At 69.8% G+C, this 14,175-nt stretch carries 13 protein-coding genes and 1 riboswitch; of the genes, 7 read left to right on the plus strand and 6 right to left on the minus strand.

Annotation, left to right across the window (positions count from 1 at the left end; translation table 11 throughout):
* The first annotated feature begins 62 nt into the window (after window positions 1–62).
* A complete protein-coding gene (locus M2157_RS25885) occupies window positions 63–1,013 on the plus strand; it encodes a CBM35 domain-containing protein (protein ID WP_280866334.1) in 951 nt (316 codons plus the stop codon).
* A 1-nt stretch (window position 1,014) separates the two neighbouring features.
* Here M2157_RS25885 and M2157_RS25890 read toward each other — a convergent pair whose 3' ends face one another.
* The 3 genes from M2157_RS25890 to M2157_RS25900 form a co-directional block, all read right to left on the minus strand.
* The gene (locus M2157_RS25890; protein WP_280858464.1) at window positions 1,015–1,932 is read right to left on the minus strand and encodes a 1-phosphofructokinase family hexose kinase; all 918 of its coding nucleotides are present in this window, start codon (window positions 1,930–1,932) and stop codon (window positions 1,015–1,017) included.
* Window positions 1,933–2,010: 78 nt separating this feature from the next.
* A complete protein-coding gene (nagA, locus tag M2157_RS25895; RefSeq protein WP_280866335.1) occupies window positions 2,011–3,141 on the minus strand; it encodes an N-acetylglucosamine-6-phosphate deacetylase in 1,131 nt (376 codons plus the stop codon).
* 80 nt (window positions 3,142–3,221) lie between these two features.
* Complete coding sequence (locus M2157_RS25900; protein ID WP_280866336.1) at window positions 3,222–4,166, minus strand: ROK family protein; 945 nt, start codon at window positions 4,164–4,166, stop codon at window positions 3,222–3,224.
* 168 nt (window positions 4,167–4,334) lie between these two features.
* Between M2157_RS25900 and M2157_RS25905 the strand changes: the two genes are divergently transcribed.
* Both M2157_RS25905 and M2157_RS25910 read left to right on the plus strand, forming a co-directional pair.
* Window positions 4,335–5,543 (plus strand): extracellular solute-binding protein, encoded by a 1,209-nt coding sequence (locus M2157_RS25905; protein ID WP_280868270.1) that lies wholly within the window; start codon window positions 4,335–4,337, stop codon window positions 5,541–5,543.
* Window positions 5,544–5,576: 33 nt separating this feature from the next.
* Entirely contained in the window at window positions 5,577–5,810 is a 234-nt protein-coding gene (locus M2157_RS25910; protein ID WP_057608619.1) for a DUF3263 domain-containing protein, read from the plus strand.
* Window positions 5,811–5,824: 14 nt separating this feature from the next.
* Here the strand turns inward: M2157_RS25910 and otsB are convergent, their stop codons facing one another.
* The 3 genes from otsB to M2157_RS25925 form a co-directional block, all read right to left on the minus strand.
* Window positions 5,825–6,667 carry a trehalose-phosphatase gene (gene otsB / locus M2157_RS25915; protein ID WP_280866337.1) on the minus strand — a complete coding sequence of 281 codons (843 nt, stop codon included), beginning with the start codon at window positions 6,665–6,667 and terminating at the stop codon, window positions 5,825–5,827.
* Between the two features lie 208 nt (window positions 6,668–6,875).
* Window positions 6,876–8,282 carry a trehalose-6-phosphate synthase gene (locus M2157_RS25920; RefSeq protein WP_280858460.1) on the minus strand — a complete coding sequence of 469 codons (1,407 nt, stop codon included), beginning with the start codon at window positions 8,280–8,282 and terminating at the stop codon, window positions 6,876–6,878.
* A gap of 95 nt (window positions 8,283–8,377) precedes the next feature.
* Entirely contained in the window at window positions 8,378–9,322 is a 945-nt protein-coding gene (locus M2157_RS25925) for a glucosyl-3-phosphoglycerate synthase (RefSeq protein ID WP_266517541.1), read from the minus strand.
* A gap of 137 nt (window positions 9,323–9,459) precedes the next feature.
* Window positions 9,460–9,618: riboswitch (SAM riboswitch) on the plus strand.
* A 17-nt stretch (window positions 9,619–9,635) separates the two neighbouring features.
* On the opposite strand from M2157_RS25925, the gene thrC reads away from it, so the two are divergent.
* From thrC to groL, 4 genes are all read left to right on the plus strand, one after another.
* Window positions 9,636–10,919: a threonine synthase gene (thrC, locus tag M2157_RS25930; protein WP_280858459.1), complete on the plus strand. Its 1,284-nt coding sequence runs from the start codon at window positions 9,636–9,638 to the stop codon at window positions 10,917–10,919.
* Between the two features lie 43 nt (window positions 10,920–10,962).
* Complete coding sequence (locus M2157_RS25935) at window positions 10,963–11,238, plus strand: ubiquitin-like small modifier protein 1 (RefSeq protein WP_057608614.1); 276 nt, start codon at window positions 10,963–10,965, stop codon at window positions 11,236–11,238.
* Between the two features lie 443 nt (window positions 11,239–11,681).
* Complete coding sequence (locus M2157_RS25940) at window positions 11,682–11,888, plus strand: cold-shock protein (RefSeq protein WP_007382895.1); 207 nt, start codon at window positions 11,682–11,684, stop codon at window positions 11,886–11,888.
* Between the two features lie 544 nt (window positions 11,889–12,432).
* A complete protein-coding gene (gene groL / locus M2157_RS25945) occupies window positions 12,433–14,058 on the plus strand; it encodes a chaperonin GroEL (protein ID WP_057608613.1) in 1,626 nt (541 codons plus the stop codon).
* Window positions 14,059–14,175: the final 117 nt, after the last annotated feature.

The following is a 14,175-nucleotide window of genomic DNA, read 5'->3' on the forward strand; positions in this document are numbered from 1 at the left end:
AGGCTCGCCATTCTGACCATCCGTATCGCATCCGATGCCCACCTGTTTGAGGAGTACCTGGGATGACGTCCGGCAACAACGGGGCGAGTGCGCCCGAGGACGACGACCCGTTCGGCTACCTCTACGCCGACGGCCAGGCCAACGGCGCCCAGCCGCCGTCCGGCGGCGGCTACGGCTACGGCTACCCGAACTCCGTCAACCGGACGCGCTCGGTCGGCCAGCGGCAGTACGGCCAGCAGCAGGCGCCGGCCGCGCCGAACGGCCCGTACGGCCAGGTCCCGCAGCAGCAGGGCCAGGGCTACAACCAGCCCAGCGCCCACTACGCCGCCCCGGAGACCTTCCCCGGCTCGGCCCCCACCACCCAGCAGCCCATGCCCGGCTACAGCGGTGGCGGCGGCGGCCGGAGCGGTGGCCCCAACACCAAGGGCCTGCTGATCGGCGCGATCGCGGTGGTCGCCGCGGTGGTCATAGGCATCGGTATCGCGATGGCGGGCGGCGACGACCAGAAGGACGACAGCGGCAACCAGGCGGCGACGACCCCGAGCACGTCACAGAGCTCGAAGCCGAGCGCGTCCGCGTCGGCGTCAGAGGCGGCCGAGCTTCCCAAGGCCGACACGAAGACGATGCGCCTCGAGGGCGGCACGACTCTCGCGTCCGACGTGAAGGGCGCGAAGGCCGACGGCGGAGTCTACGTCCAGGGGTTCAACCAGGTCGGCGCCTCGGTCACCTGGACTGTCAACGGCATCCCGAAGGCCGGCACCTACCGGGTCTACGTCCGCTACAGCCTCCCCGCCGAGGATGCCGACGGGACGATGACGGTCAACGGGAAGTCCGCTTCCCGGCCGCTGAACATGAAGAACTTCGGTGGGCTTCCCGCGAACGAATGGCAGGAGACCTGGGCCCAGGTCTCCCTGACCAAGGGCACCAACACGATTCAGCTCTCGTGCCAGCAGGGCAACAAGTGCAACGCGCTGCTCGACCAGTTCACCGTGACGGAGAACGTCGACCGGTAGTTCACGCCGCCGTCACCGACACTTCCGCCAGGAGTTTCTCGTAGGTCGCGCGGTCGAAGTCGCCCGCCGTAGGAGCCAGTACCGTCGCCGCGGACAACGCGACCGCGCGGGTCAGGCGGGCCGGCCAGGGGAGTTGCTCCACCAGGCCCGACAGGAGGCCTGCCACCGCCGAGTCGCCGGCGCCCGTCGGGTTGCCGTGGACGTGGGTCGGGGGCGTGGCGCGCCAGCGGCCTTCCGGGGTTGCCGCCAGCAGGCCCCGCGTGCCCAGGGACGCGACCACCGTGAGTGCGCCCCGGCGTCGGGCGTCCTGGGTCGCGCGCAGTGGTTCGTGGGAGCCGGTCAGTTCGGACAGTTCGTCGGCGTTCGGCTTGATGACGTCCGGGCGGGCGGCGACCCCGCGGCGCAGGGCCTCACCGCTGGTGTCCAGCAGGACCGGCACCCCGACCGCCTTCGCCGTGCGGATCAGGCCCGCGTACGCCCCCACCGGCACCCCCGGCGGCAGGCTCCCGCACAGGGCCACCGCCGAGACCGACGGGACGAGATCCTCGTACGCCTCCTGGAAGGCCGACCACTCCGCCGGCGTCACCGTCGGACCCGGTTCGTTGAGCTGAGTCGTGTCGCCGGACTGTTCGTCCACCACGGCGATCGTGCGCCGGGTCGGGCCCGTGACCGGGACGAGCGCGTCCACCAGGCCCGGTACGGCGGTGAGCCGGTCCTGGACCATGCGGCCCGTGGCGCCTCCCGTGAACCCGGTGACCGTCACTTCGTGGCCGAGCGCGGCCAGCACCCGGGCCACGTTCAGGCCCTTGCCGCCGGGGCGTTCGGTGACCTCGGTGACCCGGTGGCTGGTGTGCGGACGCAGCGACCGTACGCGATAGGTGATGTCGAGAGCGGTGTTCAGCGTGACCGTGAGGATCACCTGGGCCGACCTCCCCCGGAAGACAGAATGTGCCCGTCCAGTCTCCCAGGATGCCACCGGCCCCAACAGCCGGACACATCAGCCCAGTTGGGGATCGACCACCCATTCTCCCCGGCGCATGACGCCCTTGAGGTCGAATTGATGGTCGAGGAGCACCAGGTCGGCGTCCTTGCCGGGCTCCAGTGAGCCGATGCGGTCGGACATGCCCAGCAGACGGGCCGGGTTGGCGGAGATCGCCGCGACCACGCCCTCGACCGGCAGCCGGTCGACGGTCACCGCCCGCTTGAAGGCGCGGTCCAGGGTGAGCGTCGATCCCGCGATCGAACCGCCCTCCACGAGCCGGGCGACTCCCTCGCTGACCTCGACCTCCAGGGGGCCGAGCAGGTAACGGCCGTCGCCGAAGCCGGCCGCGTCCATGGCGTCCGTGATGAACGCGACACGGTGTGCCGCCGCGCGGTGGAACGCGAGTTGCAGCGCGGCCGGGTGCAGATGCGTGCCGTCGTTGATCAGCTCGACCGTGATCCGCTCGTCCTCCAGGAGGGCGGCGATGGGGCCGGGGGCGCGATGGCCGAGCGGCGGCATCGCGTTGAAGAGATGAGTGGCCACGGTCGCGCCCGCGTCGATGGCCTCGACGGTCTGCTCGTACGTCGCGTCCGTGTGCCCGATCGCCGCGATGACGCCGTGTTCGGCGAGCAGCCGTACGGAGTCGATGCCGCCGGGGAGTTCGGTGGCGAGCGTGACCATCCTCGCCTGTCCGCGAGCCGCGTCGATCAGCTTGCGGACCTCCGCCGGGTCGGGGTCGCGCAGCAGGTTCTCCGAGTGCGCGCCCTTGCGGCAGGGGGAGATGAACGGACCCTCGAAGTGGATGCCGGCGATGTCGCCCTGCTCGGCGAGTTCGCTCAGCAGGCCGGCTCGCCGGGCGAGGAAGTCCATGTCGCCGGTGACGGTGGAGGCGACGAGGGTGGTGGTGCCGTGGTTCTGGTGGGTGCGGATACCTGTGAGTACGTCTTCGATCGTGCCTGAGGTGAACGAGGCTCCGCCGCCGCCGTGGTTGTGGATGTCGACGAAGCCGGGCACGAGCCAGTGGTTGGTTACGTCGATGACCTGGGCGTTCTCCGGGGCAGTGCGGGTGATTCGGGTGCCCTCGATGACAACCTGGCCGTTCTTGACCGTTCCCGTGGGCAGGACCACGTGTCCGCCGGAGAGCACCAGGGGGGTTCCGGCCGTTGCGGGGTGCCGGAGCGTTGTGGCTGGTCGCGCAGTTCCCCGCGCCCCTAGGGGGGTTGCCATCAGCGAGTTGCCTCCGAACTGTTCGTCTTGTTGAGGAGATCCCAGGCCAGTAGGCCTGCACCGAGGCAGCCCGCCGTGTCGCCCAGGGCCGCCGGGACGATGGTCGGGAGCTTCTGGAAGGTGACCCGGCGTCGGACCGCCTCCCGCAGGGGTGTGAACAAGGTTTGCCCCGCTTCGGCCAGGCCGCCACCGATGATCAGGGTGCGGGGGTCCAGGAGGGTGAGGGCGGTGAGCAGGCCGTCGGCCAGGGCGTCCACGGCGTGCTGCCAGACCTCCCGGGCCTTCGGGTCGTCGGCTTCCACCGCCCTCGCGCAGTCCGCCGCGTCCGCGTCCGGGTTCCCGGTGACCGAGGCCCAGGCCTCGCTGACCGCCGCCGCGGAGGCGTACCGCTCCAGACAGCCCCGCTGGCCGCACGGGCAGGGCGTGCCGCCCGGGCGTACGACGATGTGGCCGATCTCGCCCGCGAAGCCGTGGGCGCCCGACTCCACCCGCCCCGCGATGCCGATCGCCCCCGCGATGCCGGTGCCCAGGGGGACGAAGAGGAAGCGGTCGGCGCCCTTGCCCGCGCCGATGCGGCCCTCCGCGAGGCCGCCGGTGCGCACGTCGTGGCCCAGGGCGACCGGGACGCCCCCGAGGCGGTCGGTGAGCAGTGCGCGCAGCGGGAGGTCCCGCCAGCCCAGGTTGGCGGAGTAGGCCGCGATGCCCAGTTCCTCGTCGACGATGCCGGGCACGGCGACGCCGGCCGCGAGCGCGGGGGCGCCGAAGTGCTCGGTGCCGTACGCGCGCAGCTCGGCGGCGAAGTCGAGGATGCCGTCGACGACCGCGTCGGGGCCGCGGTCGCGGCCGGTCGCCCGGCGGGCCTGGTGCAGGAGCTCGCCGCCCGCGCCGACCAAGGCCGCCTTCATCCCGGTGCCGCCCACGTCGAGGGCGATGACATGTCTCACGGGAACAGTGTGGCCCTTCGACCCGCAAGAGGTCTAGTCCACTCACGTGGTGTAGACCTTACGTCTGAGATATGTATGACTTTTCGAGAGTTTTCGAACGTGAGTGTGGGGCGGTTGTCGGTGCGGCGGCGTAGGACGGGAACGATCGCGGCGGTGTCCGCGCTGGGCATGACGGCGGTCCTCGGCGGCTGCGGGCTGGGGAGCGGGCCGGACGAGGTGACGCTGCGGCTGGTCGCCGCCGACTACGGCGACAGCTCGGCCAACAGCTCCCGGAAGTACTGGGACGAGCTCGTCAAGGAGTACGAGGCCGAGCACTCCGGCGTGAAGATCGACGTCAGCGTGTACTCCTGGACCGACGTGGACCGCAAGGTCAAGGAGCTGGTCGACGCCGGGAAGGCACCCGACATGGCGCAGATCGGCGCGTACGCCGACTACGCGGACAAGGGGCTGCTGTACAAGGCCGACGACCTGATCGGGATCCGGGAGCAGGCGGACTTCGTCGCGCAGCTGGCCTCGGCGGGGCGGATCAACGGGATGCAGTACGGCATGCCGTTCGCCGCGTCCACCCGGCTGCTCTTCTACAACAAGACGCTCTTCGCCGACGCCGGGCTCACCCCGCCGACGACCTGGAAGCAGCTCGCCGCGGACGCCGAGGCGCTCAAGGCGGACGGGGTGAAGTACCCGTACGCGCTGCCGCTCGGTCCTGAGGAGGCGCAGGCCGAGACCATGCAGTGGCTGCTGAGCGGGGGCGGCGGGTACATCGACTCCGTCGGGACGTACGGCATCGACTCCGGCGAGAACCTGGCGACGCTGACCTGGCTCAAGGACGACCTCGTCGGCAAGGGACTCACCGGGCCGGTCGCGCCCGAGAACCTCAACCGGGCCGCCGCGTTCTCGGCGTTCGCCGCCGGGGATGTCGGCATGCTCAACGGGCATCCCTCGCTGATGAAGACCGCCGCCGCGAAGGGGGTGAAGTTCGGGATGGTGCCCATGCCCGGGGCCGACGGGAAGACCGAGAACTCCATGGGTGTCGCCGACTGGATGATGGCCTTCAAGCAGAACGGGCACGCCGAACAGGTCGGCGACTTCCTCGACTTCGTCTACAGCGAGAAGAACGTGCTCGCGTTCTCCCGGGAGTACGACCTGCTGCCGGTGACCAACTCCGCGTCCTCGGTCATGAGCCGGGCCTCCCGGGACGCCGACCTCAAGCCCTTCCTCGACGCGCTGCCCGACTCCGAGCTGCCTCCGGTGGGCAAGACGTCCTGGGCCTCGGTCAGCGCGGCCGTGAAGAAGCGGATCGGGTCGGCGGTGAGTTCGGGCGGGAGCCCTGCGGAGGTGCTGCGCGAGCTGCAGCTGACCGCGCAGAAGGCGGAGTAGTCGCTGTCAGTGGCGGGAGTTACGGTTCCGGGCATGGAGCATCCGGAGCTGGACCGCAGGGAGCGGGACATCCTCGCCCTGGAGCGCCGCGGCTTCCCCGGGCCCGGCGCGAAGGAGCGGGCGATACGGGAGGAGCTGGGGCTGGCACCGGTCCGCTACTACCAGCTGCTGAACGCCCTGCTGGACGACGAGCGCGCCCTGGCCTTCGACCCGGTGACGGTGAACCGCCTGCGCCGGGTCCGGGAGGCGCGGCGGCAGGAACGCTGAGAGTCGGGTGAGGGTCAGGTGAGCCGTTCCGCCAGGGCGCGCAGCAGGCTCACCACTTCGCCCGGGCCGTCCACCACCAGGTCCGCCCGTTTGCGCAGTTCCGTCACCTCGTCGCTGCCGCTGCAGACCAGGAGGCCGGGGGTGCCGGTGGCGCGGAGGTCGTCGACCGCGGAGAAGGCCGGCAGGTCACCCAGGTCGTCACCGCCGTAGAGGACGGACGTGGCGGACAGTTCGCGGACGTGGGTCAGGAGGGCCACGCCCTTGTCCATGCCCGGGGGGCGCAGCTCCAGGACCAGACGGCCCGGTTCGACGATCAGGCCGTGCCGGCCGGCCAGGTCGGTGAGGGGGGCGCGCAACGCGTCGAAGGCGGCCTGGGGGTCGGGGGCCCGGCGGGTGTGGACCGCCACCGCCCGGCCGCCCTTCTCCTCGATCCAGGCGCCCGTTCCGTCGAGGAGCTCCGGCAGTTCGGCACGGACCGTGGCCACGCCCGGGTGCGGTTCGGGCGCCGTGACCTCGCCGGTCACCGCGTCCCAGCGTTCCGCGCCGTAGTGGCCGAGGACCGTCAGGTGCTCCAGGCCGGGGACGCCCGCGAAGCCGCCGTAGCGGACCGCGATCTCGGCCGGGCGGCCGGTGATCACCGCGACGGAGGCCACCTTCGGTGCCAGGGCGGCGAGGACGGCCACCGCCTCGGGGTGTGCCCGCGCCCCTTCCGGGTCCGCCACGATCGGGGCCAGCGTCCCGTCGAAGTCGAGCCCGATGACCGCCCGCTGCGGCTCCGCGAGGATCGCGCGCAGGCCGTCCCGCCCGGCTGGCGTCGCCGGGCTCGGCAGGGCGCCGGGGTCGGTGTGGCTGCTCATGAAGTCCCTCTCCGCGGGGTGAAGTTCAACAGTCGGGGCAGTCGGGGCATCGCTCAGTGGCCGGTCGGTCAGTGGCCGCAGTCGGCGGGTGGGGGTGGCCGGTGGCCGGGTCGGCGCGGTCGGCCAGCCGCCCGACCGGCGCAGCCGCTCACCGGGGTCACCCGCTCACCGGCGTCTCCCGCTCACGGCGCTCAGCCGTTCATCGCGGTCACCCTCCGACCGCCTTCAGCGCGTTCAACTGCTCCAGGAACCACTGCGCCGGCGGCAGCGCCGTCGCCGCCGCGGCGAGCCTCTTCGCTCGTTCGGCCCGTTCGTGCGCCGGCATCGTCAGGCCCTCGTGCAGGGCCTCCGCCGTCTGCTCCACGTCGTACGGGTTCACCACGATCGCGTCGTCACCCAGCTCCTCGTACGCCCCGGCCTCCCGCGACAGGACCAGCGCGCACCCCTCGTCGGACACCAGCGGCACCTCCTTCGCGACCAGGTTCATGCCGTCCCGGATGGGGTTGACCAGCGCCACGTCGGCCAGCCGGTACGCGGCCAGGGAGCGGGCGAAGTCGTCCTTGACGTGCAGCACGACCGGGGTCCAACCCGGCGTCCCGTACTGGGAGTTGATCTCGTCCGCCACCCGCTGCACCTCGGCCGTGTAGTCCCGGTACACCGCCAGGTCCTGCCGCGACGGATACGCGAACGCCACGTGCACGACCCGCTCCCGCCACTCGGGCCGCGACTCCAGCAGCCGCCGGTAGGCGAGCAGGCCGCGCACGATGTTCTTCGACAGTTCCGTGCGGTCGACCCGGACGATCGTCTTGCGGCCCGCGCCGATCTCCTCGCGCAGGCCGACGATGCGCTCCTCGACATCGGCCTCGTGGGAGCGGGCGCGCAGGAAGTCCGCGTCCGTCCCCAGCCCGTGCACCCCGATCCGGGTTTCCCCGAGCCCGTCCGCGAACTCCGTACAGCAGGCCGTGAAGGCGTCCGCCCAGCGGCGGGTGAGGAAGCCGAGCCGGTCGGCGCCCAGCATGCCCCGAAGGACCTGGCCGGCGATGTCGTCCGGCAGCATCCGGAAGTAGTCCACCGGCGCCCACGGCGTGTGCGAGAAGTGGGCGATGCGCAGGTCGGGGCGCAGTTCGCGGAGCATCCCCGGCACCAGGCACAGGTGGTAGTCCTGCACCAGGACCGCCGCCCCCTCGCCCGCCTCCTCGGCGAGCGCCTCCGCGAAGGCGCGGTTGTACGTCTCGTACGACCCCCACTGCCGCCGGAACTCGGCGTCGAAGGCCGGCTCCAGCGGGGTCTGGTAGAGGAGATGGTGGACGAACCAGAGGACCGAGTTCGCGATGCCGTTGTACGCGTCCGCGTGCACGTCGGCCGGGATGGCGAGCATGCGGACGCCGTCCTCGCCGACCCCCTGCCGTACCGCCTCGCGGTCGCCGTCGGACAGCGCCGAGCACACCCACAGCGCGCCCGCCTCCGGGCCGATCGCCGACAGTCCCGAGACCAGTCCGCCGCCACCCCGCCTGGGGCTCAGCGAACCGTCCTCCTGGACCTCGTACGAGACCGGGCCGCGGTTGGACGCGACCAGCACCTGGGCAGCACCCTGCACGGAAGACGTGGAAGCCATACGCCACAACCTAGCCCGGCCCGGAAACGCTCAAACGTACGGTTGCACACAGTGCGCGGACGTATACGGAACGCCCCGTTCTGTCACCCGGTCCGTCACGCGACCTTACGCTTCGCGTACTCGGCGATCTCCACCATCGGCGGCCGCTCCTCCGTGTCCACGGAGTACGTACGCGGCTCGAAGCCGTCCCGGCCGCGCTCGAACTGGGTGAGGGAGGGCCGGATCATATGGCCGCGGGCCAGCCTCAGCTGGGCGGTGCGGTAGATCGCGGCGGACATCCGGCCCAGGGCCTGCCCGTCCTGGTGACGGTGCTTGCGCACACCGACGTCGACCTGGGCGAGCGCGTCCAGGCCCACCAGGTGCAGGGCGTCGACCAGCATGCCCAGCTCGACGCCGTAGCCGACGGGGAACGGGAGCTGCTCCAGCAACGAGCGCCGGGCCGCGTACTCGCCGCCCAGCGGCTGCACGAAACCGGCCAGCTGCGGCCAGTGCATGTTCAGCAGCGGACGTGCCATGAGCTCGGTGACCCGGCCGCCCTGCCCCGCGGCGCCGCCCAGGGGACGGTCGTACATGCCCTTGACCAGGTCGACCTCGGGGTCGGTGAGCAGCGGGCCGACGATGCCGGAGACGAAGTCCGAGGAGAACTCCTTCAGGTCGGCGTCGATGAAACAGACGATGTCCCCTGACGTGGCGAGCAGGGAGCGCCACAGGACCTCGCCCTTGCCGGGCACGGCGGGTATGCGCGGGAGGATGTCGTCGCGGTGGACGACCCGCGCACCGGCCGCGGCGGCGACCTCGGACGTGCGGTCGGTCGATCCCGAGTCGACGACGACGATCTCGTCGACGAGCGGGACCTGCTGCATGAGGTCATGACGGATCACGGAGACGATGTCACCGACCGTCTCCTCCTCGTTGAGTGCGGGCAGGACAACACTGACCGTCCGGCCCGTGCCCCGCTTCGCCGCCATGATCCTGTGCAGCGGGCGATCGGTCACGGACCAGGAACGCGTGGCCAGCCAGCGCTCGACTTCGTTCAGCACAGTGCGCGGCTCCTCTGCCTTTGATCCATCTCGCGGTTCGGACGTCTCTCTCAACTGTCCTGGCCGTCGGTTACAGTCTTGAACAACGCGGATGACCATCGCATGTCCTGGGTGGCCCGCCGTTCACAACTTCATACCGCTCATCCAGAGGGGCAGAGGGATACGGCCCGATGAAGCCCCGGCAACCCTCCAGTCGGTTCTCGTAGCGATCGCTGACGATCGTTTCCGCGAGGCTCCCGGCTCGGGAAGGTGCCAAATCCGTCTCACGGCGAAGTGCGTCGTGAGGAAGATGAGGAGAAAGGGCCTCGCCTCCATGGCTGTGCAGACTGATGCAAGCACCACGAACACCGTAGACCTCGGCCCCGCCGCAGCGCTGAGCTGCCGCGAGTGCGGCCACCGCGTGCCCCTCGGCCCGGTCTTCGCCTGCGAGGAGTGTTTCGGCCCGCTCGAGATCGCGTACGACTTCTCGGCCTACGACACCGAGGAGCTCCGCAAGCAGATCGAGGCGGGCCCCGCGAACATCTGGCGCTACGCTCCGCTGCTGCCCGTCCCCGCGGACGTGGCGGACAAGCCCAACATCAACCCCGGCTGGACCAAGCTCGTCAAGGCCGACAACCTCGCCCGCGAGCTGGGTGTCGACGCCGGCAAGCTCTTCGTGAAGGACGACTCCGGCAACCCGACGCACTCCTTCAAGGACCGCGTCGTCGCCCAGGCCATCGAGGCCGCCCGCGCTTTCGACTTCACCACCCTCTCCTGCTCCTCCACCGGCAACCTGGCCGGCGCCGTGGGTGCCGCCGCGGCCCGGGCCGGGTTCCGCTCCTGCGTGTTCATCCCGCACGACCTGGAGCAGGGCAAGGTCGTCATGGCCGCGATCTACGGCGGCGAACTCGTCGGCATCGAGGGCAACTACGACGACGTGAACCGCTTCTGCTCCGAGCTGATCGGCGACCCGGCCGGCGAGGGCTGGGGTTTCGTCAACGTCAACCTGCGGCCGTACTACGCCGAGGGCTCCAAGACCCTGGCCTACGAGATCTGCGAGCAGCTGGGCTGGCAGCTCCCCGATCAGCTGGTCGTGCCGATCGCCTCCGGCTCGCAGCTCACGAAGATCGACAAGGGTCTGCAGGAGCTGATCAAGCTCGGGCTCGTCGAGGACAAGCCGTACAAGATCTTCGGCGCGCAGGCCGAGGGATGCTCGCCGGTGTCGGTCGCGTACAAGGCGGGCCACGACGTGGTCCGGCCCCAGAAGCCGAACACCATCGCCAAGTCCCTCGCGATCGGGAACCCGGCGGACGGTCCGTACGTGCTGGACATCGCGCGTCGTACCGGTGGTGCGGTGGAGGACGTGAACGACGAGCAGGTCGTCGACGCCATCAAGCTGCTCGCGCGGACCGAGGGGATCTTCGCGGAGACGGCCGGTGGCGTGACCGTCGGCGTGGCGAAGAAGCTGATCGAGAACGGTCTGCTGGACCCGTCGCTGACGACCGTCGTGCTGAACACCGGTGATGGTCTGAAGACGCTGGACGCGGTGGCGGGTACGGGTCTCACCGCCACGATCCGTCCCAACCTGGATTCGTTCCGCGAGGCCGGCCTCGCGTAGTCGCCGCCCCTGAAAGCACTCACCCGACCGGAGGTCCTGAAACATGAGCGTTTCCGTCCGTATCCCCACCATCCTGCGCACCTACACCGGCGGGCAGGCCGAGGTGCAGGCCGAGGGTGCGACCCTCGCCGATGTCATCGCCGATCTGGAGAAGAACCACACGGGTATCGCCGCGCGCGTTCTCGACGACCAGGGCAAGCTGCGGCGGTTCGTCAATGTGTACGTCAACGACGACGATGTGCGGTTCGAGCAGGGGCTGGAGACGGCGACGCCCGACGGGGCCGGCGTCTCGATCATTCCGGCCGTCGCCGGCGGGTGACCGTATGACTGGTCATTACCTTCGGTAACGGTAATTACCGAGTGTTCATCGGATTGCCCCCTCCGCTTGAGAAGCGGAGGGGGCAATTCTCTATGGTTGAGCGCGGTACAGTTGGGGAAGCAGCGGCTTTCTTCTTGCCGCGTGCATATGAGTTCTCGCTCCACATGCGATGAGAAGTAGCCAAAGTGTGTGCGCCTTAAGTGCCTTATGTGTCTTTTATGGGGCCCGACTTGCCCCGAATTCAGGCGAATTCTCACTACATTCCGGACCCCTTCCGTCCAGAATTCTCGTCCGATTGACCTGTTGCAGACGGCAGTTGGACAGATACATTCAGCCGCGGTCGACGCGTTCCGGCGCACGCCCCCAACCATGTGGGGGGTGAGGTCTGACCCGGATCCACGAAGTGTGGATCCGTGCAAGGGCCAGTAATAGGGGAGTTAGGCATGGCTCAGGGCACCGTCAAGTGGTTCAACGCGGAGAAGGGGTACGGCTTCATCGCGGTCGACGGTGGTGCGGATGTATTCGTCCACTACAGCGCGATTCAGATGGACGGCTACCGCACCCTTGAAGAGGGCCAGCGGGTCGAGTTCGAGATCTCGCAAGGTCAGAAGGGGCCGCAGGCGGACATGGTTCGCCTGGCGACCGGCTGAAGCACGCGCCGGGTAACAACAGCGTCGTTCTTCTGTTCTTCTTCGAAGGGCTCGTCCCCCATAGGGAGTCATGGGGTACGGGCCCTTCGGCATGCCCGGGGTCTTGAGGGGGGCGTGATCGGGCCGGGCTCACGGGCACCGGGAGGCCGGGCCCGCGTTCGCCGTCTTGTACGGCGGTCCGGGGTGCTCGACCGCGCCGGTCGAACACCGGTCACGCGGACGGGGCGGCCGGGCCGTCGTGTGCGGCGCCCGTACGGCCCCGGTGGTGCCCGGACGCAGCGGTGTCGGTCGGGCCGTACGGGCCGGTAACCGGGCGTCGCTGTTGCTCGGCGCCCTGCCCGATCCACGAGAGGCGCTTGCACTCGACCATGCCGAGTGCTAATCATTGGCGTTAGCACTCTGAAGGTGAGAGTGACAAAGATGGACCGGGTCGGTGAGGCCCGCAGGCCTTGTGGGGCAAGGATCCACAGGCCGGCGAGCCGTCCGTCGCGGGCGCGGGCGCGGTCCGAAGGAATCACCCCCAGTCCTGGAGGGACCACTTCACATGGCCAAGATCATCGCGTTCGACGAGGAGGCGCGGCGCGGCCTCGAGCGCGGCATGAACCAGCTCGCGGACGCCGTCAAGGTGACGCTCGGCCCCAAGGGCCGCAACGTCGTCCTCGAGAAGAAGTGGGGCGCCCCCACGATCACCAACGATGGTGTCTCCATCGCCAAGGAGATCGAGCTCGAGGACCCGTACGAGAAGATCGGCGCCGAGCTGGTCAAGGAAGTCGCCAAGAAGACGGACGACGTCGCCGGTGACGGTACGACCACCGCGACCGTGCTCGCTCAGGCCCTGGTCAAGGAAGGCCTGCGCAACGTAGCCGCCGGCGCCAACCCCATGGCCCTCAAGCGCGGTATCGAGAAGGCCGTCGAGGCCGTCTCCGCCGCCCTGCTCGAGCAGGCCAAGGATGTCGAGACCAAGGAGCAGATCGCCTCCACGGCCTCCATCTCCGCCGCCGACACCCAGATCGGCGAGCTCATCGCCGAGGCGATGGACAAGGTCGGCAAGGAAGGCGTCATCACCGTCGAGGAGTCCCAGACCTTCGGTCTGGAGCTCGAGCTCACCGAGGGTATGCGCTTCGACAAGGGCTACATCTCGGCGTACTTCGCCACCGACATGGAGCGGATGGAGGCGTCGCTCGACGACCCGTACATCCTCATCGCCAACTCCAAGATCGGCTCCGTCAAGGACCTGCTCCCGCTCCTGGAGAAGGTCATGCAGTCGGGCAAGCCGCTGCTGATCATCGCCGAGGACGTCGAGGGCGAGGCCCTGTCGACCCTGGTCGTCAACAAGATCCGTGGCACCTTCAAGTCCGTCGCCGTCAAGGCCCCGGGCTTCGGTGACCGCCGCAAGGCCATGCTCGGCGACATCGCCATCCTCACGGGCGGCGAGGTCATCTCCGAGGAGGTCGGCCTCAAGCTGGAGAACGCGACCCTGGACCTCCTGGGCCGCGCCCGCAAGGTCGTCATCACCAAGGACGAGACCACCATCGTCGACGGTGCCGGTTCCTCGGACCAGGTCAACGGCCGGGTGAACCAGATCCGCGCCGAGATCGAGAACAGCGACTCGGACTACGACCGCGAGAAGCTCCAGGAGCGCCTGGCGAAGCTCGCCGGTGGCGTCGCCGTCATCAAGGCCGGTGCCGCGACCGAGGTCGAGCTCAAGGAGCGCAAGCACCGCATCGAGGACGCCGTTCGCAACGCGAAGGCGGCCGTCGAGGAGGGCATCGTCGCCGGTGGTGGCGTGGCCCTCATCCAGGCCTCCTCGGTCTTCGAGAAGCTGGACCTCGAGGGTGACGAGCTGACCGGCGCCAACGCCGTGAAGCTGGCCCTGGAGGCCCCGCTCAAGCAGATCGCCGTCAACGGTGGTCTCGAGGGTGGCGTCATCGTCGAGAAGGTGCGCAACCTGCCCGTCGGCCACGGCCTGAACGCCGCGACCGGTGAGTACGTCGACATGATCGCCGAAGGCATCATCGACCCGGCGAAGGTCACGCGCTCTGCCCTGCAGAACGCCGCCTCCATCGCCGCGCTGTTCCTCACCACCGAGGCCGTCATCGCCGACAAGCCGGAGAAGGCGGGCGCTGCCCCGGCCGGCGGCGGCATGCCGGGCGGTGACATGGACTTCTGATCGACCCCCGGCCGCCAGGCCTGACGGTTGATCAACGTCCTTCCCGGGGGCGGCACTTCCTGGAAACAGGGGGTGGCCGCCCCCGGTCTTTTCCTGCGCTATGCTTGATCACGAGCC

The organism is Streptomyces sp. SAI-127, assembly GCF_029894425.1.
Classification (GTDB): Bacteria; Actinomycetota; Actinomycetes; order Streptomycetales; family Streptomycetaceae; genus Streptomyces.

Coding starts and splice junctions, on each gene's coding strand:
- M2157_RS25885 (WP_280866334.1), top strand. CDS start 63: ATGACGTCCGGCAACAACGGGGCGAGTGCGCCCGAGGACGACGACCCG.
- M2157_RS25905 (WP_280868270.1), top strand. CDS start 4,335: ATGACGGCGGTCCTCGGCGGCTGCGGGCTGGGGAGCGGGCCGGACGAG.
- M2157_RS25910 (WP_057608619.1), top strand. CDS start 5,577: ATGGAGCATCCGGAGCTGGACCGCAGGGAGCGGGACATCCTCGCCCTG.
- otsB (WP_280866337.1), bottom strand. CDS start 6,667: ATGAGCAGCCACACCGACCCCGGCGCCCTGCCGAGCCCGGCGACGCCA.
- M2157_RS25920 (WP_280858460.1), bottom strand. CDS start 8,282: ATGGCTTCCACGTCTTCCGTGCAGGGTGCTGCCCAGGTGCTGGTCGCG.
- thrC (WP_280858459.1), top strand. CDS start 9,636: ATGGCTGTGCAGACTGATGCAAGCACCACGAACACCGTAGACCTCGGC.
- M2157_RS25935 (WP_057608614.1), top strand. CDS start 10,963: ATGAGCGTTTCCGTCCGTATCCCCACCATCCTGCGCACCTACACCGGC.
- M2157_RS25940 (WP_007382895.1), top strand. CDS start 11,682: ATGGCTCAGGGCACCGTCAAGTGGTTCAACGCGGAGAAGGGGTACGGC.
- groL (WP_057608613.1), top strand. CDS start 12,433: ATGGCCAAGATCATCGCGTTCGACGAGGAGGCGCGGCGCGGCCTCGAG.